This is a genomic window from Terribacillus sp. AE2B 122, from assembly GCF_902497585.1.
GTDB lineage: Bacteria > Bacillota > Bacilli > Bacillales > Amphibacillaceae > Terribacillus > Terribacillus saccharophilus_A.
The window spans coordinates 133,813-155,513 of record NZ_LR700946.1; the positions used below are offsets into that span (position 1 = coordinate 133,813).

Genomic DNA, 21,701 nt, shown 5'->3' on the forward strand with positions numbered 1-21,701 from the left:
CCTCCTATTTCAACCGCTTCGGTACATACATACGGACAAATCCGAGACCGAAGGCAAGTCCGGCAACAAGTGCCAAAACAAAACCAACTACATCGACACGGAGAAGGAACACGAGACTCAGCAGCACAGCTTGTATAATGGCCAGCTGCTGAAGAAGGGACAATAATGCACGTTTTCGAGTGTCGCCTGCTACCGGATAAAGATCCATCCAGGCGATTGTCCGGTGATGCTTCCACATTCCGATAAGCTGGAAGCCCGTCAAATAAAGGAACAACAAAGCAAACGCCAACTGCACCCAAAGATTTGGGATAAAGTAGATGATAACTCCAGCTAAAATAGTCAATCGCAGAAAGAGCCCGAAATAATCGCCACCTCTGACAAAAGTTATTCGGAACAGATAATCATATGTATGTTTCTGTTCGAACGGAACTCGCCTAGTGAAGAGATTGACGATAGACTGCCGTTTATGGACTTTCGTCTTCAAGTGAGGTACATCAGCAAATTGGTTTGCAATTCGGTAGAATGCCTGCATTCGTGCTTGATCTTTTTCAATCAGCAAATCCCAAGCCAATCCCCCCTGCTTCCGGGTGATGGTATAGTCCACAAAAAGAAGTACGACGAATAGAACCGTCAAAACTGCCGCTGCAATAAGATTGCCTCGTAAAAACAGCCAAAAGCTTCCGACGTTCAGCACCAGCCGGAGCGTTTGCTCGGTTCTTCTTATGTTGACATTCCGTATCTTCAGCATCCACCAATTCATATGAAGATTCCACAGCTTGAAAACCAGCAGAACAAGAAAGACAAGCAGATAAGATAAAAATCCTTCTCCTAAGTCTGCTGCAAAGAACAACGGTGCTAGTGCCGCAGCAGCTAATATTAATAAGTAAAGCTGCGTAAAGAAGCTATAGCCAATGGTTAATTTGAAATAGCGGTGCAACTTTGGCTCAAGCGGCAGCATGAATATCATATCTGCTTCTTTCAATAATGTCCGCACAGGGCTGTAGCTGGCCAATAGGCCGAACACAGCACCAATTAAAAGCGCAGCCGGAAAGTCCGGAGTTAATCTCTCTAGCCACTGCTGATAATAATAAGCAAGCCCCGAGATTAGGAACAGCATTGCTATCATAAGATGCTGGTTAAATATGTACCGCAAATAGCGATTCATTTCCTTCATATGCTCGGTAAGCCGCTGTTTGAAAAATGTTTCTGCATTAAACATGGCTGTCTTCTTCTTTCGTCAGCTGTACATATAAATCATCCAGCGTGGCATGTTGCATGTCGAATTCATTACGCAGCTCTTCCATCGTACCAGCTGCCCGCAGCTTTCCATCATGCAGTATGACAATGCGGTCGCAATAACGTTCCGCAGTCGCCAAAATATGCGTGGACATCAATACGCCTGCTCCATTATCCTTCGCCTGGTTCATCAGCTGCAAGTAGGATTGAATACCGAGAGGATCGAGTCCAACGAATGGCTCGTCCACGATGTATAAGTCAGGTTCAACAAGAAAAGAACACATAATCATTACTTTCTGACGCATCCCTTTTGAAAAATGGACAGGAAACATCTTCAGTTTCTTTTCAAGGCGGAATTCCTTCAGCAAAGGCGGAAGGCGTTTATCAAACTCCTCCTTTGACAAATCATATGCTTGTGCAGTAAGACGAAGATGGTCATATAAAGTCAATTCATCATACAGTACCGGCATTTCAGGAATATAGGAGAAATTGCTCCGATATGTTTCTGGTGAAGCAGCAAACGTGCTTCCATTAATCTGGATACTGCCTCCCTTCGGCTGCATAAGACCGATGATATGTTTGATTGTCGTACTTTTCCCTGCCCCGTTAAGTCCAATCAGCCCGACAATTTCACCCGCATCTACTTGAAACGATATATCATGCAGGACATTTTTATGTGTATACCCACCGGTCAGAGAATCAATATGTAATAAAGGTTGCATTACCCTTTCCCCTTTCTAAAAGCACGCTTCTGCTAAAAGTTTACCAAAGCCCGCCGTATTTGCCAAAATAAAACGGTTATAACATCCGTCAGTTTGCACATACTAATTTCGAAGCAAAGAAGTTGCCAAGAGGTTTCCGAGAGCAGTACCCATTCATTAAAAAATGAGGTGTTGGTTGGAGATACAGACCGCTACGTCCGAAAGTAAGCTGATTTACATTTGTAAGCAAGCTGAAAGTGTACTGGCGCAAACATCGTAAGCCGCTGTACAGTTCGAAATGGTTTTACTCTTGGCAACCTTGCTTCAAAGGCAGACACTCCCAAAACGCGAAGAATTCCAATATTCCGGCCGTTACGGGATGTCTGCCTATTTTATTCGACTTACTTTACAAGCATGTCCATTCCTTTATACAATATGTATACACGTTAAAGGAGTGATCGTATGCACGAAAAGGATTGTATCTTCTGTAAAATAGCTGCTGGTGAACTGCCATCTGCGAAAGTATATGAGGATGACCACGTACTTGCTTTTATGGATATCGGCCAGGTGACGAAGGGGCACACCCTCATCATCCCCAAAACACATACGAAGAATATATACGAAACACCGCCCGAAGTAGCCCAAGAAGTATTTGCTCGTGTACCACGGATTGCGAATGCAATTAAGGAAGCGTTCCAGCCGGCTGGATTGAACGTATTGAGTAATGCGGAAGCTGTTGCAGGCCAAACTGTATTCCATCTGCATGTGCATCTTATTCCGAGATACGGAAAAAATGATGGCTTCCACGCTACCTTTGAACAACATGACAATATTGCCAGCGAACACCTTGGTGAATTGGCGGAAAAAATCAGCAGTAAAATCCAGTAAGATTGTCTCAATAGGTTTCACTGCTACATAGGAAGAGAAAATAGTATAATGAAGTAGGAAGGAGTGGAGATGATGGCAAGTGGCAAATCAATCGCAGTTGGTATACTCGTAGGTAGCACAGTCAGCGCTGTAATCACATTGCTGACAGCACCATCCTCCGGCAGGGAGTTGCGCGCAGATGCTAAACAGCGCAGCGACGAATGGAAGGTCACATTCAATAACTTAAAGAATGAAGGAACACAGCTGAAAGAACAGATCACAAAAACTTCCAAGGAAGGCGCTGTTATGTTCAAAGAACTATCAGCTGATGTAAAAACTTCCATCGACAGCTGGAAACGTACGGTTGAACCGCATCAGAAAAATATCCAGAAAAGCTTGGCTCAGATTGAGAAAAGCTTAAAAGACTTGGAAGAAAAAGCGAATCAGAAAAAAGGCAACGAATAAAAAATGCTCTCCATAATGGAGAGCATTTTTTATTACATTTCATTCATTTCGGATTCTTGTTCGTCCATATCAATCGCTGTCACCGCATACGTCGCATCTAGATCATCAATTGCGATACTCTTTCGTTCAAAGGCAGCTACACTTGTAACCAGCTTCTTCTTTTCCCCTTCCACTTTGTAGATGCGATAACCAACAATAGCATCATCTCGTACTGCATGCCAGCTCAACGCGCTTGCGCTCTTCTTTACTTCGGTAGGCGCTGTCGGCAGCTTCGGGTCATCCTGCTTAAGCTCTGTTGTCACAACCAGACGATCCGGATGTGTCTGCCGTTCATGGTCGAATGTGCCTGTACAAGTAATCAGATTCAGTACAGCCTTGTCTGATGCACCAAATATTTGTCTGATTGGTGCATCTTCCGCCGGATACGCATGTATCTCCTTCACGACAAAGGTCAGTTTCTTTCCAGCCTTATCTGCGAGATACACTTCACCGTCCTCTTCCAGGTCGGTCAAGTAGAAATATACCGCAGGTCCTCTCTTACTATCAACATGGCCAGCGATGACAGAGCTACCCGCACTGCCGGGTCCATAACCCGGCTCATAGCTGCTCCTCATTTCATAAGTAGAATGACTTCCTTGCATAGCGTATCAGACTCTGGGCGTAGTAGATAGTCTGTAAGCTTACGTCATGTAGAACTTTCCGGATCACCTACCCAGCATTTATGTTCTTAAAAAAGCATTTTGTCATACTTTTTTAGATAAACTTTAACAGTCTCCAACAAAATTTTGGATCTAATCAAACATAAAAACACTTTCCAAGCCGAAACGGAATACCAACCCGTTCTGAATTTGAAAAGTGTTTCCTATATCTAATCGTAACTCTTGTTTGTCAGATCACTAAAATCCTGCTCACTTCCGCTTTTGTTGGAAATGAATCTTGTCCCCCTTCTTTCATAACCGTTATTGCACTAACTTCTGTTGCGAATTTCATACACTCTTCTAGCAAAAAACCTTGGGATAAACCATACACAAGTGCCCCAATAAATGAGTCACCCGCTCCCGTTGCGTCTACAGCATTCACTTTTTTCGCCGGAAAATAAATACTATCTTTACTATTTACAACAATGGACCCTTCTTTCCCCAATGTGACAATCACTGTATTTCCTGTTATTTGCTGCAGTTCCTTTCCTGTTTCAGTGGCTTCTGCAATAGTTGTTACAGGTTGGCCTGTCATATAAGCTGCCTCAGACTCGTTAACGACCAGCAGATCGACATATTGTAATATATTTTTAGAAATTGAACGTGCCGGTGCGTTATTCAAAACAATCTGAATTTGTGAATCCTTAAAACGCTCAATTACATGTTCCGTTACATGATGCGGAATTTCCTGCTGCAAGATAATGAAAGATGCCTCTTTTAGTTCTTCCGCAATCTCCTCTATATCTTGTATAGTTAGCAGCTCATTTGCACCTTTTAAAATTGAGCTATAATAATCTCCGTCCGGCATGACATGTACAACTCCAAGTCCAGTCGAACCGATTCTTTTCACATATGATGTATCCACTCCAATTGCAGCGAGTGAACCAACCAATGCATCACCGAATCTATCTTGCCCTACCTTTCCTATCATCATCGTGGGCATACCTAATTTAGCGCACTGGGCAGCTTGATTCGCGCCTTTTCCCCCTGGCCCTTGTATCAGAGCATCTGCAATAAAGGTTTCTCCTTGATGAGGCATACGCTGTTGTTTAACAATGATGTCATAATTCAGACTACCAATTACCGCTACTCGTTTGGTCATCCCATTCTACCTCCGGTCATTTCTTAGGTTCTATGTGAACTTACAGATTCTTGTGTTTTCAATAGGTTTTCGTAGGATAGATTTTGTCGATGTAAACTTAGCGCTGTAAACAGAACATCTAAAATATTCAATTGAGCTATCCTAGCGGCGGCGTTCTCTCCAGTAATAGGAGAATTACGTGCAGAAGAATGCAGTACAACATCAGAGAATTCCGTTACCGGACTCTTTACATGGTTCGTAACACAAATGGTCATTGCACCATTTTTTTGGGCTGCTTTGAAAATATCAATTACATCTGTTGAAGTACCAGAATGAGATATTCCAACGACAACATCCCCTTGCTTTGCCAAAGACGCTCCCATCAGCTGCATATGTGAATCCCTATAAAGAATGGAAAAAATGCCAATCTTAAGCAGCTTGTGCTGAAAATCTTCACATAAAACACCGGATCCGCCATTCCCTATCAAAATTAGCTTGTTTTCACTTTTCAGTGACTGCAGTGCAGCAACAGCTTTACTCAGCGCACTGCGATTTATTACAGCCAATGTATCCTGTAAAGCAATGATGGAATACAAGAATACTTTTTCAAGAATATTATCGTTATCATCTGTACGGCTGAAATCTTCTTGTAATTCATCATTGATACTTTCTTCACCATTCGTTACATATTCAGTAATTGCATGCTTCAATTCATAGAAACCTTCACAGCGAAGCTTTTTACATACTTTTGTAACACTAGACTCACTCACTTGTAAGTGATTAGCTAAATTACTAATTGTCATATTCGCTAGTTCTTGGTACTGATTACTTATAAAATTTGCAATACGCTTTTCTTTTGTACTCAATGATGGCGCAAAACTGCGTGCGTAGAGAATGATTTCCTTCCCCTTCAATTTATCTGCTTGCATAGTCAAACCTTCCCTTCCTTCCAACTCATTCTACTATTATATTGGAAGCGTTTCAATATTTTACTTTATATTTTACTATAATAAAATTATCAACAGTAATAAAGCTAAAAATAAATATTATCAGTCAAGTTTTTTCACTCTTGTTTACTTATTAGTAATTTATTGTTTATAATCCGATTAAGTTGAACCTTCCCTCAACAATAAAAAGGAGTGTACTACATGAAATTCTCAACTCGTTTAAATTCTTTTAAGACAATGCCCGAAAATTTCTTTGGAGATAAGTGTTTAAAATCATTAACAGTATTCGACTATATTTCGAGGATGGCTACAGTAGATGGACTAACTCATGTCGAGTTAAACTATCCGGAGCACTTTGAAAATACATCTGTTGAAGAAGTAAAGAGTTTTTTAACAGAGAAGAAGCTTCAAGTAAGCGGAATTGCGTTACGTTTCAAAAATCACTATACATTTGGTGAATACGCAAATAAAGATTCACAGATTCGAGATAAAGCTATTCGAGAAACAATGGAAGCTATTGAAGTCTGCAACGAGCTCGGTGGTGAAGTAACGACAATATGGCTTGCGAATGACGGCTTCGATTATGCCTTCCAGATGGATTATGAGAAGGCATACGATAAAATCGTGGATGCCTTAAAACAAATAACATCGAGATACCCAGATAATAATATCAGTTTTGAATATAAGCCATATCAGCCTCGAGCATTCTCTTTGATCGGAAATATATCCACTACTCTTGTGTTATTAGATGACGTAGGTGCTCCAAACATGGGAGTTACTCTAGATTTCTGTCATATGTTAATGACAAAGGAAAATCCAGCCTACTCCCTAGCATTGGCCGCTCGCAAGAATAGACTGATGGGCTTTCATTTAAATGACGGCCACAAAGACAATGACGATGGTTTAATGCTTGGATCCGTACATTTCATGCAAACACTAGAATTCATCTATTATGCTAAACGCTACAACTATGATGGTCTAATATACTTTGATACTTTTCCACTACGCGAAGATCCAGTAGCAGAATGTGAACAAAATATAAGAATGTACAAAGCCTTTGATTCGTTTCTTGACCGCTTCGGCCTAGAAAGAGTGGAAGAAATCATTCAATCCGAAGATGCATTGGAAGCTCAAAAACTTTTATATTCTTTCACACAGCAGCAGACACTTACAACTAACAAGTAATAAGGGGAGCTTTTTAAAATGTGGAATAAGATAGGATTACCAAGGAATCTATTATGGGGATATATCGGATTAGCAATTTTTATGCTAGGTGATGGTGTTGAACAGGCATGGATTTCACCATATCTAGTAGAAAGAGGGATGAGCATTGAAAGTGCATCCCTCTTGCTCACCGTTTATGGTATAGCTGTTGCCGTTTCCGCTTGGCTGTCCGGAGTCTTTGTTCAAACTATGGGGCCGCGTAAAGCCATGATATTTGGTCTCGTTGCCTTTATTATTGGAAGCCTAGGATTTATAGGACTTGGCGTATATGAACTGAATCTAGCAATCATGCTGCCATTTTATGCAATAAGGGGATTTGGTTATCCTCTATTCGCATATTCATTCTTGATTTGGATTAATTACAGCTCTCCACTACAAAGCAGAGGAGCCGCTGTTGGATGGTTCTGGTTCATGTTCTCACTTGGACTTAGTGTATTGGGGCCTTTCTACTCATCTTTAACTATTCCTGTTATCGGTCACGTCAACACTTTATGGTCATCGTTGATTTTTGTATTCATCGGTGCATACTTGGCTATATTTGCAAACAAGGATAAAGTTCCTTCCAGTGAAATACACCCGTTTACACTTTCGGAATTTATGAAAGGGATTACAATACTTAAACAAAAGGAGATTTCATTAGGACTTATTGTGAAGACAATTAATGGATTGGCACAGTATGGGCTTGCTGTTTTTATGCCAATTTATTTAATGGGTTTCGGTTATTCAACGACAGAGTGGCTACAAATGTGGTCTACCGTCTTCACTGTTGCAATTTTCGCTAACTTGTTCTTTGGTTATGTGGGAGACAGATTCGGTTGGAGAAATACCATTCAATGGGTAGGTGGAGTTGGTTACGCCATAGTACTTGTAATGATATATTTCGCCCCACAAGTAATAGGCCATAACTACCTTGTTATGACAATCGTATTAAGCTTGTGCGGGATTACTATGGCCGGATATGTCCCACTATCAGCATTATTCCCATTACTATCCCCTGACAATAAAGGGGCAGCGATGTCTATCCTGAACCTTGGGGCAGGATTAAGTACCTTTTTAGCACCAGCTATCGCAGGGTTATTCTTCAGTTCATTAGGTGCTGGAGGCGTGTTGTTCATTTACGCTGGGTTTTATATCGTCAGCGCAATCTTGACACCATTCCTGAAAACACCTGATGAATTGCAAAAAAACAAGCAAGGAAAACTAAGAATGGATAATATCAGTGCTAAGTAGAATGGAAAAACCCCTTCCAATTGGAAGGGGTTTTTCTTTTTATTATTTCGCTTCTAAATCCTCAATAGAATCTGCATCTACATAGCTAGGAACAACTAATCCAGTTTTCGCACCTTCCAGGTTAGGTCCTAGATCGACAACTTGATCTTTGTACTGCTCATACAAATCACCATGTGTAGTCGGCAGCCAAGCTGCTACCATGGCATCAGCTTCACTATTCGCTACAGACTGCCACATAACTGCGTTATCAAGAGGAGTGATTTTCGCATTGTATCCTAGATCATCAAGTACAACTTTCATGACATTCGTAGAAGCAACTTCAGAATCCCACTCTACATACGTAAGGCTGACTTCCTGACCATTACCTTCCTCTGCTCCTTCAGTCCACTCAGCTACTTGATCCGCATGACCGTCCACCCAATTGCGTGCTGCTTCAGCAGGGTCTGTACCGTCACTTACTTCCAGCATAACTTCTCCCATATCGTCTGTAGACCAATTAAATTGATCAAGCACTGTGTTAGCACCCGGTACTTCATCAGCAAATCCTTGGCGAGTCATAGTGTTGATGGTTTCTTCACTTCCGAATGAACCCTTCGGATCTTCCAGATACTTCAGATCATATTTACTGAACATCCAATGCGGTGTCCAGCCTGTGATGATGATTGGCTCTTCATCCTTGATTGCATCACCAAGGGCAGTTGCCATTGCACCGCTGGAAGATGGCTGCAATGTCCAGCCATTCAGCTGATCATAATCTTCAATTGCTTTTTCTGTCGCACTCATGACACCCGCACCAGCTTCGATACCAGTAATTGTGTAATCCACTTGTTCGCTGAAGCTGTCTGAGCTAGAGCTGTCATTACCGCACCCTGCTGCTACTAATGTCAATGCTAGTCCGGCTGCTGCACCTAATGTTTTCCACTTTTTCATGTAATTGAACTCCCCTTTTACTAATTTATTGGAAGCCTATTTCAGGCTACATCGCTCATTTTCTATCTTTATAAATATTCTGCGTAAAACGGTCAATGATGATTGCAAGTACAACGATACTCAGACCGGCTACGAAACCAGGACCAACTTGCGCTCGCTGCAAGGAAGACAATACTTCACGGCCAAGACCTGGTGCACCGATCATGGATGCGATTACGACCATGGAAAGTGCCAGCATGACTGTTTGGTTGATACCAGCCATAATTGTATACTTAGCCATCGGTAATTCCACTTTAAATAGCTTTTGCGGTCCAGTTGAACCAAAGGCATCAGCCGCTTCTACCAGTTCCTCGGAAACTTGGCGGATACCGAGATTCGTGAAACGTACAGTTGGCGGTGTTGCAAAGATCAAAGAAGCAAAGATACCTGGTACAACCCCGATGCTGAAGAATGCTACTGCCGGAATTAAGTAAACGAAGGCAGGCATCGTCTGCATGAAGTCTAGAATCGGTGTAATGATTGTTTGAGCAATTTTGCTTTTGGACATTAGAATACCAATCGGAATACCGATGATGATACACAAAATACTGGATGTCAGTACAAGTGTGAACGTATCAATCAACTGATCCCATAATCCTTGGTTCCAAATGAACAGCAAGCCGACAATACTGAATACTGCTAATCCAAATTTCTTTCCTGTCATGAAAAAGGCTAATATTGCAACTAGCAAAATAAAAATGACAGGAGGAATAGCATCAAGGCCTGATGTAATCATATCCATTAAATCGCCAAGTCCGTCCTTAATTGGATCGAACAAGAAAGCGAATGTATCTGTAAGCCATTCGACAAAATTAGCTGTCCAATCTGCTACAGGCAAAGCCTCTACGTTTTCCATGAAATTAAGCATTCTCGTTCACCTCACCCTCACCAGCCAGCGCACCGATAACTGCACCTCTGACAATAATTCCTAACAGTTTTCCGTTTTCCGTAACTGCTAATGGAACCGGAGAATCATGGATGACTGCGAACAAATCATGCAGCTGTGTATCCTTCTCTACTGTCGGCACATCACGCTGGATGATTTCCGATAGGTTTTTCACTTCATTCTTTCTGGCTTCGTTCGCTGCATCAGCAGTAATAATGCCTTGCAGGACGCGTTTGCTATCTACGACAAAGATACTTGATAGACCAGCTTCCCTCATCCGTTCCAATGCAACACGCGGACCATGTTTATCTATGTTGACAGTTTCCGGACGTTTCATTATCTGATGTGCAGTAAGTACTTTTGCACGATCGACATCTTCTACGAATTTCTCGACATAGCTGTTAGCTGGATTCATGAGAATTTCCTCAGGTGTACCGATCTGAACGATGTTTCCGTCTTTCATCAATGCAATGCGGTCACCGATACGGAGCGCTTCATCCAAATCATGTGTGATGAACAAAATTGTCTTTTTCATCGATTCCTGTAGATCCAATAATTCATCCTGCATATCTTTGCGGATAAGAGGATCGAGAGCTGAAAATGCTTCATCCATGAGCATGACTTCCGGATCGTTTGCTAGCGCTCGTGCCAGCCCGACCCGCTGCTGCATACCACCGGACAATTGACCTGGATACTGATCCAGATAGCTTCCAAGGCCGACAAGCTCCAGGGATTCCTTCGCTTTCTTGGCTCTTTCTTCTTTACTCATTCCTTGCACTTCGAGTCCATATTCAGCATTCTGCATTATCGTTCTGTTCGGGAATAATCCGAATCGCTGGAATACCATACTCAGCTTTTGTCGACGTACACGGCGAAGTTCCTTCTTATCCATCTTCGCTAAGTTTTCTCCGTCAATGTAAACATCGCCTGTTGTTGGTTCGATCAGTCGGTTAATCAGACGAACCAGTGTGGATTTACCACTACCCGAGAGACCCATGATAACGAAGATCTCACCTGCTTCTACTTCAAATGATGCACGATTGACACCAACTGTGCTTCCTGTTTCTTTTAGTATCTCCTCTTTTGTCTTACCAGCTTCTGCTAATTGCAGCGCAGCCTTCGTGTTTTTTCCAAACACCTTAGAGAGATTTTCTACTTTAATAATCGGCACAGTATTCACCTCTTTTTCACTAGTCTTCTGTAACCTGTCTGTAATAATCAGGAACATTTTCCTATCACGTTGTTTCGACCCTATTAATACTAAACATAAAATACAAACAAATCAAACGACATGAATCGTTATATCTGAACGTTTAGTACGTACAGAATATACTGTACGTACTAAACGTTTCTTTTACTTCTATTTCCTCCGAAATACTTCCGAATGCTATGTGAAGGAGGATTTTCGTTCCATAAATGAATCATGTAAGCTTTATATAACGTTTATTTAATAGAAGCAAAAGGGGCGGACTAGAACAAGTGAATGACAGGACCTCAATATACGAAACACTGGTGTCAGAATTGACGAGGACAGGAGAGTTGTTCCGTCTTTCTGCAACGGAGGCTCGGCTGCTGGCCATATTATATGTAGAAAACCGTCCAATTACCCTGGAGCAGATGGGAGATTTAATCGGCAAAAGTAAAACCTCAGTCCATATAGCTATCCGGAATTTATCCCACCAGGAGCTTGTGGATCGCGTGTGGGTAAAAGGTGCGAGAAAGGATTTTTATACAAGTGTCAGTAATGTATACAAGAAATTGATGACATCACAAATCGAGCAATGGAGAGCACAAACTAACCGGCAGGTCGAAATCATGCAATATATGGAAAAATCTATTTCAGACAATGATCCTGAATTCTTATCCATGCAGAAACAAGTCTCCAGCAGCCTGCAGTTCCATAAACAGACAGCAGCAATAATTAAAAAAATAACCGCTATCAGCTCATGCTAATAGCGGTTTTTCATATCCAGTAAAATCAGTTCATCCACCAGACCTTTATATGTATCGTCCTGTTTTTCTTCACGAAGTGCCAGCAGTACATCCCAATAATACAGCTTCTCGGGCATCATACCAACGAATTCCAGCAGCAGCGACGTGTAATCAAGCAATCCTTCTTCCTTCTGCTCCTTGTATAAGCGGTTAAGCCGCTGAAGCATTTTCAGGACAGCAGCATACTCCTCCTCATTTATATTCCGTTCAATGAGGAGCTTACGGAAAGGATATTTATCCAACACTCCAGTCTCTGCAATCAAATGCAGATGAAAAGACAGCGTACTCTTTTTTTCTTCCTCCATAAAAACGCTTCCTTTGCCTTTCAAACTGACCGTTTCATACAAACGGATCTTGTTCTTATATTTTAAAGTAAAATTTCCAGGAAAGCTATTGATTTTCCCGTTCAAACGTACTATTATCTCTTAAGTGAAGAAAGCTCACCCTATTTTTAAGTCAACAGAAGGGAGCCCCCGGACATGAATTGCTGGAGAAGTGTCGATGCGAAGAAAGATCTCGGTACCAATCGGATATGCCTTATTTCCTCGATGATCGGAATCCTGACTTTCATCATTCTTTATCCGATGCTGACGCTGATCCATCCAAAAATGAAAATTGAAGAAACAGGACTAATACTTGTATTAATTTCTCTATATATACTTCCATTCATCCATGGAATCACTCATTTGATTCCTTTTTGGATAACAGGGAAGCGCTGTGAATATAAACTGCACTGGCTCGGACAATTTATTCCATACCTGCATTTCAAGGTTAGAAATGAAACAAGCCGTTTTATACCGTTCATTTCATTAGTTATGCCAACTGTTTTGATTACTTTACCCTTGCTTGTAGCTGCGATTTTCATGGATACAATGCCCATTTATTATATCCTTCTCGTCAGCGTAAATGCAGGCATGACCTTCTCAGATGGCTTCTATCTTTCCAATTTATTGCAGGCACCGCGAAAATGTGTCATTGCAGGGACAGATAAAAGTTACGATATTTTGGTTAAATGACGCTCCGTCCTGGAGCGTTTTTACATATGGAAAAACTGTGGAATTGCCTCCACAGGTTGCCTTTTACCCTTGAATATGTGATATATTGTCTTATGGGGAAACGGCGGGCAAGCCGCCAATCAAATATAAGTGGATTAGGAGTGTTTGTTTTCATGAAGAAACTAGCTATCGCTGCAGTATTCGCGACAAGCGTTGTCGCACTATCAGCATGTGGTTCCGGTGAGACAGTGGTAGAATCAAAAGCTGGAGATATTTCTAAAGAAGATTACTATCAGGAATTAAGTGACAAATACGGTTCTCAAGTATTGCAGACAATGGTTCTGGAAAAGGCCCTTGACGATAAATATGATGTGGACAAGGAACAAATTGACGAACAGGTGGACAAATTGAAAGATCAGTATGGAGATACTTTCGAATCTGTTCTGCAGCAAGCCGGCTATGCAGATGAAGATGCTTTTCGTGAATCAGTGAATACAAGCCTTCTTCAGCAACAGGCGATTGCAGACGGCGTGGATGTTTCCGATGAAGAAATCCAAACTCGTTACGATCACATGAAAACAGATCTAAATGCAAGCCATATCCTAGTTGCCGATGAAGATACAGCGAAAGAAGTTAAAAAGAAGCTGGATGACGGAGAAGATTGGGACAAGCTTGTAGAAGAATATTCCACAGATACTGGTACAGTGGAAGCTAAAGGCTCTCTAGATTGGTTCACTGCTGGTACAATGGACGCAGCATTTGAAGATGCAGCTTACAAGCTGAAAAAAGGTGAAATCAGTGATCCAGTAGAATCCAGCTTTGGCTGGCACATCATCCGTTTGGATGACACTCGTGATACTGAACAGGAAGTCGGTTCCCTTGAGGACGAACGTGATCAAATCAAGACAGAACTAGCTATCCAGAAAGTAGATTCAACTGAGCAGCAAGAGAAAATCAACAAAATACTAAAAGATGCAGACTTTGATATCAAAATCGATGAATACAAAGATTTAATCGATAATATGACATCTACATCAACAACTTCCGGTTGATAAAAGAAAAAAGACCGAAACGAATTCGTTTCGGTCTTTTTTCTTATTACTTTTTATCTGCACGTCTCGCTTTTTCTTCCTCGATACGCTCCATATATACATTTCCTTCTCGCTCGATGAACTGCTTCTCTGTTTGATAATCATGCCGCTGCGTCCGGAATGCCATGAAGCCGCTGCCGATCATGCAGAGGAAAACAAGCATGACCCACAATGGTATCTCCGGCATTGTAATACCCCCTTGTCCTTGTTGTGTAATATCTATGCTAGTGGACAAGAATTCATGACGGATATTATGATGCTGCTCGCTGTTCTTTATGATAGCGTTTAAACATCATGTTATAGACGAAGGCACTCACAAGAGCTAACAAAGCCAAGATAGTAAATGTGAGCTGATAGCTCATATAGCTTACGAGCACTAGGCTGAGCGGTGCAAGCACCTTCCCCAGCGTGAAACGCAGACTAGCTGCTGAAAAATATTGCCCGCGGCTTTCTTCTGAAGCCAATGTCGCGACAAAGCTTTCCTGTAAGCCGACTACCATAAGCTCTCCGATTGTGAAAAGAATAATTGCAACTACAAATATCCAGAAGCTTTCTGTCAACCCGTAGAGCCATATACCCGCAGCATAGGCAATGCTGGAAGCAACGAACACACGGGCAATCCGGAATTTGGTGACAAACTTTGTTGTGAATACCGTAAATATAGCTACTAATAATCCATTTAAAGCCAGGATAAGTGAAAACGCTTGTTTTCCATCCACTTCAATACGGAAATCACCGAGTGCAAAAACGGTTTGGTTGGTAATAACTTCGCTCGTATAAACAGCTATCAGTATATCCAGCTGCATGAACGTTTGCGCTACCAGCACGCCTGCCACGATGAATAGCAGGAAAGTCCGATCTTTGGCAATGATGCGATATGTCTGAAGTTCTTTCCAGACAGCTTTGTACCATGCTGCATGATCTGCTTTTTCCTGTTTCTTCTCCGGCACTGTTTCCCGAATGAAGACTTGCATGATAACAAATAGTATGGCAGTAAGCAGGAAGCCAGCCAGCAGCATTTGAAAACGGAACGAATAAAATAAAACGGTTCCGATCAACGGTCCTACCACTACAGCTATATTAAGGCTTGTATAGAAGACAGCGAAAACAGAAGCCCTATCTTTCTCCTTAACCACATCAGCTACCATCGCATGTGATGCAGGCCAATACAATGCACTCCAAATACCTAGGAAGCTAAACGCAAGGAAAGTCAGGGCTGATGACGTCAGCCACGGTGAATTCGCGTATGCAAACACGAGAAAGGTGATGGATTGACCGGCAACCGCGATACTCATCATCCTTCTCCGACCAAAACGGTCAGCACAATACCCTCCTACTAAGCTTGCCAGTACGGAAAGCACTTGGGATAACATAAGCAGCCATCCCGCTCTGTCCTTTCCAAAGGCGTCTTGGAAAAAGATCGTCATAAACGGGAAGTAGGCCCAGAACAGGAAATTCATCATCGCTTCCCCAAGCAATCGGATCTTCAGATTACGGTCCCAATCCTTCCATCTCATATAATTCCCTCTATTCTATTTTTCTCTGTCTATTTCTTTCATTCCTGCTCAAAAGTAGGCTTATAGAAGCTGCGGTTCTCCAAGGAAAAGACTCGCTCTGAAAAATCTCCAGGCGCTACTTTATCCATCACACGCTGCAGGGTATTCATCTTCGCATCAATCATGTCAATCATATGCAGGAGCTCTGCTTCACGTACGAGTGGCGGCTTCGGACTGCCCCATTCCCCTTTACCATGGTGGCTTAAAATCATATGCTGCAAAATCATTACTTCTTCAGCTTCGATTTGCAATTCTCTGGCGGCCTGTGCAATTTCATCTGACATGATGGAAATGTGACCGAGCAGTTTCCCTTCCACCGTGTAGGTAGGACTCGTAGCACCGGACAGCTCTCGTAATTTACCGATATCATGGAGAATGATTCCTGCATAAAGCAAGTCCTTATTGATCTCCGGATAAAGATTTTTTAATTCGCGAGCAATCCGCAGCATTGATACGACGTGGAACGCAAGCCCGGAAACAAACTCGTGGTGATTACGTACTGCCGCCGGGAAAACAAGCAGCTGCTCCTGATAATTGGATAGAAAATACCGCGTAATCCGTTGAAAATTCGGATTTTCCATCTCAAAAATGAATGATGTCAATTCTTCCAATAGCTGTTCCTTTGAAAGCGGCGCCCGCTTAACAAAGTCATGCGCATGTACCCCATCATTTGGTTCTGCCACCCGAATAGCTTGTATTTTAAGCTGCAGCCGGCCGCGGAATGCGTTCACCTCACCTTGTACTTTAATTACTTGATCGGCATGATATCGCTGTTCATCTGCAGGTGATGCATCCCATAGCTTCGCTTCGATATCTCCAGTATCATCACCTAATATCAATGTCATAAAAGCTTTTCCATTACTTGCAATAGCTTTGTCTGCTTGTTTGATCAACAGAAAGCTATCAAATTTATCTCCTACCTGGAAATACCCAATTCCTTTTTTCAACGCTATTCTCCTCCCTCATAAATACAGCCCTTACTATGCTAGCAAGGGCATCATGCTCCAAGCCCTTTATCTTTTTGGCGGCTTTGGAACGTATTTGAATATTTCTCCTGATTCGACCACATGGATGAACTGCAGGAGCCACGTATAATAATCGCGAGCGTACTGAAGCCGGTCAATGTCTTTGTCAATTCTTTCAATCAACTCCGAATCGTTGACATCTTCCTTCAGCTGCTTAAGCTCCTCAATCGTCTCATCAGCTTCCTCTAAATTCGATTGGGTGCTTTTCTCCCACTTATTCCCGAAGATTGATGTAAACGATTTGTACCAATCTTCCTCCGATTTATATAGATCCTTTCGCATACCTTTCTTGTATGCAGTTTCTACCATTTTCATATCGGCTAATGCTCTGACACCTGTGGACATACTCGTTTTACTCATTTCCAAAGCATCTCTCATATCATCCAATGTCATTGGTTGATCCGCAAAATAAAGCGCACCATATAGTCGGCCAACAGATGAGGTAATACCATATAAATTCATATTCTTGGCAATAACCTGTATGAATTTTTCTATAGATTCCTCGTATTTAGCCCAATTTTCTTCGTTACTCGGCACTGCCCGACCCTCCAGCTTACAATAATCCAATTTTTATCTTATCCAGTTTACCATTATTGTTACCTTTTTGCGAATGCTAAAACGCTACCATGAACTAGTTTTCTGCGTTTTTTCAAGCTGAAGCAATTTAGACTGGCGAGTCCATTCAGGTGTCGGTTCTTCCCAGGTGAACAAAATGATCTGTTGCACGTCTGCAGCTGTCCGCAGTATTGGAAGAAAGCGTTCCCTTCTTTCAAAGTCTGTATGGCTGAATGCATCGTCAATCAATAACGGAAAACTCTGCTGTACCCCAAGATGTCGGGAGAGTGCCAGCCGCAGACAAAGGTAAAGCTGTTCAATCGTACCCCTGGAGAGCTGCTCTACAGCAATATTTCTGCTGTACAGATCTTTTACAACCAAGCTTCCTGCCTCTGTCAGCGCCAGCCCGCTATACTGATCTGCCACCTTTGAAAATAAACTGCTCGCTTCACTTAGGACTCTTGGGAATCTTTCTTCCTGAAACGTTCTTTTTGTTTGCAAGAGCATATCATAAGCAAGTTTCCATACAGCCCACTTTCGTCCAGCTGCAGTTAGCATTTGCTTCTGCCGCTGCAGCTCATGATAAGCCGCCGAAGCTGTTGTATCCGACTCAAGATCAGCCAGCTTGACTTGCAGTGTGGCGGCACGCTGCCGACAATTATCCAGCTCTTCTTCCACAAACTTTTGTTCCGTTTCTAGACTGGCAATCACTAGCTCCACTTTATCCTGTTTGTACTCCATTTCTTCTGCTGAAAACTCCCCGCTTGGCAAAATGGCTCGTAACTGCAATCGATAGTGCTCTAATTCTTCCATAAGCTGCGTTCTTATCCGATATTGCTCAGCTAAATACAGGAACTGTTTGTCATCTTTGGCTCCAGCACTTTCAAACAGACTTGCCTTTTGCTCCTGCAAAGGCTTGAGCTGCTTATCCAACCCTTGTATGTGCTGCTGAATCTCCTGTTGTCGATCAAGCATCTGCTCCTTCGCATGCCTTAGCTTTTGCTGAGTCTCGATGACATATTCTGCTTGTTCAATTGTTTTCTCTGGTGGTAAATCCATCGGCAAATTCAATATGTCACGCAGTCGATCAATAGTAATCCTATAGCGCAGCTGCTGTTCTTCATGCTCTTGATTTACCTTGTTCAGCATACCCGCCAGCTGCTCTTTTGCTTTCCACTCTAAGACGGCTTTCTCCCAATGCATGAGCGGTACATCTGTTAAGAAAGAAAACTTCTCAAGCTGCATAGCTGTCTTCTGCTCAAGTTTCTCTCTCCTTATTTCCTGCTTAGAATGATCCTGCTGTAATTCCATAAGCTGTACTTCCAAAGGGTGACGCTGCTCCTCCAATTGACGCCAGCGGACTCGCAGTTCCTGCTGTTCTGCCAGTTTTTCGGAAGCATAGGAAGAACTCTCAAGCTGACTGTCAGGCTGATGTCTAAAGCGCCAATTCAAAAGAGCACCAACCAGCAGAAAGATTCCACTTCCAGCTAAAAGCCAATTTGCAGTTAGAATACCGATACCACTTAATAACACCGCAAAAACTAGCAAGAGAACAATAGGAGAAATTACTCTTTTAGATAAATCTTTTTCTGCACGTTTTATGTCCTTCTTGTTGTGAAGTTCCCGATATTCCTTTTCTGAAATTAAACTCTGGTGAATCCTATCCTGCAATTGATCAATTTTATCTATTTCCTGTCTCTTCGCAGCAATAGACTGTTGAATACGCTCACTCTCTGCATTCAAGATCATCATTTGTTCCTGAAGCGAACGCCATTCTCCGGCAGCTTCCGCGATATATGAGTCCCAAGTGAATTCCTCCGGATAAGGATAGCTTAGATGTACACTAGCTAGTTGGTTTTGGAGTTTATAACGTTCCTCCACCAATAGCTGTGTACGTTTCACATCAGCTGTCCAATCTGTCCTAGCTGCCAGTTCATATAATTCTTTGTACAATTCATCCTTCAACAGCTGATCTTCTGTTGAAATCAAATCCTTATTGATCAAAACAGATTCCTTCGTGTGAACATGAAATTGAGCTTCCAAAGGCTGCAGCTGGTGCTGGATTTGCTGCAGCTGAGAAAATCCTTCAGTAGGGAATGCCTCCACACTTGACAGCTGCTTTAGCCGTTCCTTTGTGTAAGCCGCTTTCTTTTGCCACGGAATAGCTTGCAATAATTGTTTCTGGACACTGATCTGTGCGCGCAGTTCTGCTTTCCTCTTCTGCAGCTCATCTGTTTTTTCTAGTATTTCCCGCAATTTTTCTTTGTCCGGAAGATAAGCCGCTTCCCTATCCGTCAGCTCCTGAACAAGGCGTTCCTGTTCAGAGAAGGTATGCAGCATTGTATTGATTTTCGGCTTTCTTCCCTGAGGTCGGAAAAGCTGCTGCAATTCCTGCTGAAGCTTTTTCTCCAGCTTATGGACGTCGGCTGATCCTGTCTGCCCCGCATCCAATAGAACTTTCCCCAAATGCTCCTTGTCTGTCAGTTGCAAGGAAACAAGTGCTTCCGTATCCAATGTGAAAACTTGGCGAAATACAGAACCATCCATACCGTCAAACTGATCCTCCAGCCACTGCTGATTTTTTTGCTCAGAGCCTATATAGCAAATAGCCTGTCCATTATGCTGGTCCAGGATCCGTTCGACAACTACTTCTCCATCAGGAAAACAGAGGTTGAGTCGTCCACCTGGAGTACCGCCAGTCCTTGGTTTATATGATTCAAGTTCCCGTGAACGCATTCCGAATAAAATGTAAATAAGAAAGGCTTTTAAAGTAGATTTACCAGCCTCATTCTCTCCCTGGATGATAACAAATGAGCTGTGTTGGAAATCGAAAGTATAATCATGCCATTTACCGAAATCATAAATATGTCCGCCGCTAATTTGCACTGTCATTCTACCTCCAATAAAGTTTGGAGCAGCAGTTGTTTCGCTTCCTCCAGCATCTCCTGTAATTCTTCCTGAGAATAAGACTGCTTGATTTTACGGAATTGACGATTTCCCATAAGCTCCTCCAAACTATGTGTCATTTCATTCTCTGAATAGGTAGTTGTGTACAGCGCAGCAGTGAAATCATTACGCTCCAGAAGCAGCTCTTCCTTCATATCTATGGTTGCCTGAACAGAAAAACCAGCAAGTATGAGCTGGCTGCCAAGATTCTGTTGCTGCTCATTGATGATCTCAAGTAACTCCTCCAAACGTTCCTCTTGGCTCCATCGCATCAACAGATGTGCAGGACCATGGAAAATTACGTGGAGCACAGCCTCTCCAAACGCATCCTCCCAATTAATACAGCTGTCCAGCACGGCCTGTTCCACTTCATATAACGCTGTTCCTTCTTTGACTTCCACGTCCACCGTTTCAAATCGTATATCCTGCAGGGGAAGAAACGTCATTGCACAGGATTGCCCCTCCAATTCCACCAAATAACAGCCTTTTTCTCCAGACTCTTTACGATGTCTGCCCTGGATATTTCCTGAGTAGACAATTGGCGGCTGCTCGGACAATACTTCACGCTTATGGATGTGCCCCAGCGCCCAATAATCAAAACTAGCTTGTTTCAGCTCATCTACGCTGAAGGGAGCATAAACATCAGCAGCACTTCCTGTACCCAGACTGCCATGAAGCATGCCTATCTGGTAAATCCCATCTCCTTTAGATTGGTATTCCAGCGCCTTTCTTGATTTAATATGTCTCGTCGTATAACTGAAGCCATGGATTGCTGCTGCTGGCTCGCCATTCTTTTCATAGAAGAAGGTATCCACTTTTTCAGATTGAAAAATATGTACATTGTTCGTGTATTTCATCATTGGTTTTTTTCCAGTAAAATCGTGATTTCCGTACTGCATGTACACATTAATACTGTGTTTCTGCAGTTCTTTAAAGGCTTCACGCAAGGCAACGAGTGCTTTAAGAGATTGTCTGTTGGAATCGAAGATATCTCCTGCCAGTAAGACAAAATCCACTTTATTTGTAATTGCACACTGTACAAGCTGTTTCAAGGATTGAAATGTGCTGTCCTGCAAACGGCTTTTCATCGCAGGATACGCAGCAGTCAACCCTTCCATTTGGCTATCCAGATGAAGATCAGCAGCATGTATGAATGTTAGTTTAGGCAGCATAACATTTCCTTCCTATAGTCGTTTGCTTCTATAGTAGCATGCACGCTTTACGAATGCACGTTCGG

Annotated in this window: 22 protein-coding genes; 7 read left to right on the top strand and 15 right to left on the bottom strand. The window is 42.4% G+C overall.

The window, feature by feature from the left end; translation table 11 throughout:
* Positions 1 to 4: 4 nt before the first annotated feature.
* Positions 5 to 1,219 (bottom strand): ABC transporter permease, encoded by a 1,215-nt coding sequence (locus tag AE2B122_RS13090; protein WP_175074369.1) that lies wholly within the window; start codon positions 1,217 to 1,219, stop codon positions 5 to 7.
* Positions 1,212 to 1,958, bottom strand: coding sequence for an ABC transporter ATP-binding protein (locus AE2B122_RS13095; protein ID WP_095219511.1), 747 nt, complete (start codon positions 1,956 to 1,958; stop codon positions 1,212 to 1,214). Before AE2B122_RS13095 ends, AE2B122_RS13090 begins: the two co-directional genes overlap by 8 nt.
* 441 nt (positions 1,959 to 2,399) lie before the next feature.
* Here AE2B122_RS13095 and AE2B122_RS13100 point away from each other — a divergent pair, with 441 nt between their 5' ends.
* The gene (locus AE2B122_RS13100; RefSeq protein WP_175074370.1) at positions 2,400 to 2,825 is read left to right on the top strand and encodes an HIT family protein; all 426 of its coding nucleotides are present in this window, start codon (positions 2,400 to 2,402) and stop codon (positions 2,823 to 2,825) included.
* Between the two features lie 72 nt (positions 2,826 to 2,897).
* On the top strand, positions 2,898 to 3,269 hold the full coding sequence (locus tag AE2B122_RS13105) for a YtxH domain-containing protein (protein ID WP_095219513.1): 372 nt from the start codon (positions 2,898 to 2,900) through the stop codon (positions 3,267 to 3,269).
* A gap of 32 nt (positions 3,270 to 3,301) precedes the next feature.
* On the opposite strand, the gene AE2B122_RS13110 is transcribed toward AE2B122_RS13105, so the two are convergent.
* From AE2B122_RS13110 to AE2B122_RS13120, 3 genes are all read right to left on the bottom strand, one after another.
* Positions 3,302 to 3,910, bottom strand: coding sequence for a class F sortase (locus AE2B122_RS13110; RefSeq protein WP_175074371.1), 609 nt, complete (start codon positions 3,908 to 3,910; stop codon positions 3,302 to 3,304).
* A 247-nt stretch (positions 3,911 to 4,157) separates the two neighbouring features.
* Positions 4,158 to 5,069: a ribokinase gene (locus tag AE2B122_RS13115; RefSeq protein WP_175074372.1), complete on the bottom strand. Its 912-nt coding sequence runs from the start codon at positions 5,067 to 5,069 to the stop codon at positions 4,158 to 4,160.
* Positions 5,070 to 5,092: 23 nt separating this feature from the next.
* A complete protein-coding gene (locus AE2B122_RS13120; protein ID WP_254593514.1) occupies positions 5,093 to 5,977 on the bottom strand; it encodes an SIS domain-containing protein in 885 nt (294 codons plus the stop codon).
* A gap of 219 nt (positions 5,978 to 6,196) precedes the next feature.
* On the opposite strand from AE2B122_RS13120, the gene AE2B122_RS13125 reads away from it, so the two are divergent.
* A complete protein-coding gene (locus tag AE2B122_RS13125) occupies positions 6,197 to 7,180 on the top strand; it encodes a sugar phosphate isomerase/epimerase (RefSeq protein ID WP_175074374.1) in 984 nt (327 codons plus the stop codon).
* 18 nt (positions 7,181 to 7,198) lie between these two features.
* A complete protein-coding gene (locus tag AE2B122_RS13130; protein WP_175074375.1) occupies positions 7,199 to 8,449 on the top strand; it encodes an MFS transporter in 1,251 nt (416 codons plus the stop codon).
* Positions 8,450 to 8,491: 42 nt separating this feature from the next.
* Here AE2B122_RS13130 and AE2B122_RS13135 read toward each other — a convergent pair whose 3' ends face one another.
* From AE2B122_RS13135 to AE2B122_RS13145, 3 genes are read right to left on the bottom strand one after another with little or no spacing between them, the layout of a single operon-like run.
* The gene (locus tag AE2B122_RS13135; protein WP_095219514.1) at positions 8,492 to 9,379 is read right to left on the bottom strand and encodes a glycine betaine ABC transporter substrate-binding protein; all 888 of its coding nucleotides are present in this window, start codon (positions 9,377 to 9,379) and stop codon (positions 8,492 to 8,494) included.
* A 55-nt stretch (positions 9,380 to 9,434) separates the two neighbouring features.
* Positions 9,435 to 10,286, bottom strand: coding sequence for a proline/glycine betaine ABC transporter permease (locus AE2B122_RS13140; RefSeq protein ID WP_095219515.1), 852 nt, complete (start codon positions 10,284 to 10,286; stop codon positions 9,435 to 9,437).
* Complete coding sequence (locus AE2B122_RS13145; protein ID WP_095219516.1) at positions 10,279 to 11,475, bottom strand: glycine betaine/L-proline ABC transporter ATP-binding protein; 1,197 nt, start codon at positions 11,473 to 11,475, stop codon at positions 10,279 to 10,281. The genes AE2B122_RS13140 and AE2B122_RS13145 overlap by 8 nt, the downstream gene beginning before the upstream one ends.
* A gap of 308 nt (positions 11,476 to 11,783) precedes the next feature.
* On the opposite strand from AE2B122_RS13145, the gene AE2B122_RS13150 reads away from it, so the two are divergent.
* A complete protein-coding gene (locus AE2B122_RS13150; protein ID WP_175074376.1) occupies positions 11,784 to 12,257 on the top strand; it encodes a GbsR/MarR family transcriptional regulator in 474 nt (157 codons plus the stop codon).
* Here the strand turns inward: AE2B122_RS13150 and AE2B122_RS13155 are convergent.
* Entirely contained in the window at positions 12,254 to 12,601 is a 348-nt protein-coding gene (locus AE2B122_RS13155) for a DUF1878 family protein (protein WP_038565632.1), read from the bottom strand. The two genes, AE2B122_RS13150 and AE2B122_RS13155, sit on opposite strands and share 4 nt — an antisense overlap.
* Positions 12,602 to 12,775: 174 nt before the next feature.
* On the opposite strand from AE2B122_RS13155, the gene AE2B122_RS13160 reads away from it, so the two are divergent.
* Positions 12,776 to 13,312, top strand: coding sequence for a DUF3267 domain-containing protein (locus AE2B122_RS13160; protein WP_095219518.1), 537 nt, complete (start codon positions 12,776 to 12,778; stop codon positions 13,310 to 13,312).
* Positions 13,313 to 13,464: 152 nt separating this feature from the next.
* Positions 13,465 to 14,343: a peptidylprolyl isomerase gene (locus AE2B122_RS13165; RefSeq protein WP_095219519.1), complete on the top strand. Its 879-nt coding sequence runs from the start codon at positions 13,465 to 13,467 to the stop codon at positions 14,341 to 14,343.
* A 46-nt stretch (positions 14,344 to 14,389) separates the two neighbouring features.
* Here the strand turns inward: AE2B122_RS13165 and AE2B122_RS13170 are convergent, their stop codons facing one another.
* The 6 genes from AE2B122_RS13170 to AE2B122_RS13195 all read right to left on the bottom strand — a co-directional run bounded on the left by AE2B122_RS13170 (position 14,390) and on the right by AE2B122_RS13195 (position 21,636).
* Positions 14,390 to 14,569 carry a sporulation YhaL family protein gene (locus AE2B122_RS13170; protein WP_095229799.1) on the bottom strand — a complete coding sequence of 60 codons (180 nt, stop codon included), beginning with the start codon at positions 14,567 to 14,569 and terminating at the stop codon, positions 14,390 to 14,392.
* Between the two features lie 64 nt (positions 14,570 to 14,633).
* A complete protein-coding gene (locus AE2B122_RS13175; protein WP_175074377.1) occupies positions 14,634 to 15,899 on the bottom strand; it encodes an MFS transporter in 1,266 nt (421 codons plus the stop codon).
* A 38-nt stretch (positions 15,900 to 15,937) separates the two neighbouring features.
* Positions 15,938 to 16,885 (bottom strand): 3'-5' exoribonuclease YhaM, encoded by a 948-nt coding sequence (gene yhaM, locus AE2B122_RS13180; protein WP_095272982.1) that lies wholly within the window; start codon positions 16,883 to 16,885, stop codon positions 15,938 to 15,940.
* Between the two features lie 66 nt (positions 16,886 to 16,951).
* Entirely contained in the window at positions 16,952 to 17,500 is a 549-nt protein-coding gene (locus AE2B122_RS13185; protein WP_095219523.1) for a GbsR/MarR family transcriptional regulator, read from the bottom strand.
* 84 nt (positions 17,501 to 17,584) lie between these two features.
* Positions 17,585 to 20,410 carry an AAA family ATPase gene (locus AE2B122_RS13190; RefSeq protein ID WP_175074378.1) on the bottom strand — a complete coding sequence of 942 codons (2,826 nt, stop codon included), beginning with the start codon at positions 20,408 to 20,410 and terminating at the stop codon, positions 17,585 to 17,587.
* Complete coding sequence (locus AE2B122_RS13195; protein WP_175074379.1) at positions 20,407 to 21,636, bottom strand: DNA repair exonuclease; 1,230 nt, start codon at positions 21,634 to 21,636, stop codon at positions 20,407 to 20,409. Before AE2B122_RS13195 ends, AE2B122_RS13190 begins: the two co-directional genes overlap by 4 nt.
* Positions 21,637 to 21,701 lie beyond the last annotated feature (65 nt).

Coding starts and splice junctions, on each gene's coding strand:
- AE2B122_RS13090 (WP_175074369.1), bottom strand. CDS start 1,219: ATGTTTAATGCAGAAACATTTTTCAAACAGCGGCTTACCGAGCATATG.
- AE2B122_RS13095 (WP_095219511.1), bottom strand. CDS start 1,958: ATGCAACCTTTATTACATATTGATTCTCTGACCGGTGGGTATACACAT.
- AE2B122_RS13100 (WP_175074370.1), top strand. CDS start 2,400: ATGCACGAAAAGGATTGTATCTTCTGTAAAATAGCTGCTGGTGAACTG.
- AE2B122_RS13105 (WP_095219513.1), top strand. CDS start 2,898: ATGGCAAGTGGCAAATCAATCGCAGTTGGTATACTCGTAGGTAGCACA.
- AE2B122_RS13110 (WP_175074371.1), bottom strand. CDS start 3,910: ATGCAAGGAAGTCATTCTACTTATGAAATGAGGAGCAGCTATGAGCCG.
- AE2B122_RS13115 (WP_175074372.1), bottom strand. CDS start 5,069: ATGACCAAACGAGTAGCGGTAATTGGTAGTCTGAATTATGACATCATT.
- AE2B122_RS13120 (WP_254593514.1), bottom strand. CDS start 5,977: ATGCAAGCAGATAAATTGAAGGGGAAGGAAATCATTCTCTACGCACGC.
- AE2B122_RS13125 (WP_175074374.1), top strand. CDS start 6,197: ATGAAATTCTCAACTCGTTTAAATTCTTTTAAGACAATGCCCGAAAAT.
- AE2B122_RS13130 (WP_175074375.1), top strand. CDS start 7,199: ATGTGGAATAAGATAGGATTACCAAGGAATCTATTATGGGGATATATC.
- AE2B122_RS13135 (WP_095219514.1), bottom strand. CDS start 9,379: ATGAAAAAGTGGAAAACATTAGGTGCAGCAGCCGGACTAGCATTGACA.
- AE2B122_RS13140 (WP_095219515.1), bottom strand. CDS start 10,286: ATGCTTAATTTCATGGAAAACGTAGAGGCTTTGCCTGTAGCAGATTGG.
- AE2B122_RS13155 (WP_038565632.1), bottom strand. CDS start 12,601: ATGGAGGAAGAAAAAAAGAGTACGCTGTCTTTTCATCTGCATTTGATT.
- AE2B122_RS13160 (WP_095219518.1), top strand. CDS start 12,776: ATGAATTGCTGGAGAAGTGTCGATGCGAAGAAAGATCTCGGTACCAAT.
- AE2B122_RS13165 (WP_095219519.1), top strand. CDS start 13,465: ATGAAGAAACTAGCTATCGCTGCAGTATTCGCGACAAGCGTTGTCGCA.
- AE2B122_RS13170 (WP_095229799.1), bottom strand. CDS start 14,569: ATGCCGGAGATACCATTGTGGGTCATGCTTGTTTTCCTCTGCATGATC.
- AE2B122_RS13175 (WP_175074377.1), bottom strand. CDS start 15,899: ATGAGATGGAAGGATTGGGACCGTAATCTGAAGATCCGATTGCTTGGG.
- AE2B122_RS13190 (WP_175074378.1), bottom strand. CDS start 20,410: ATGACAGTGCAAATTAGCGGCGGACATATTTATGATTTCGGTAAATGG.
- AE2B122_RS13195 (WP_175074379.1), bottom strand. CDS start 21,636: ATGCTGCCTAAACTAACATTCATACATGCTGCTGATCTTCATCTGGAT.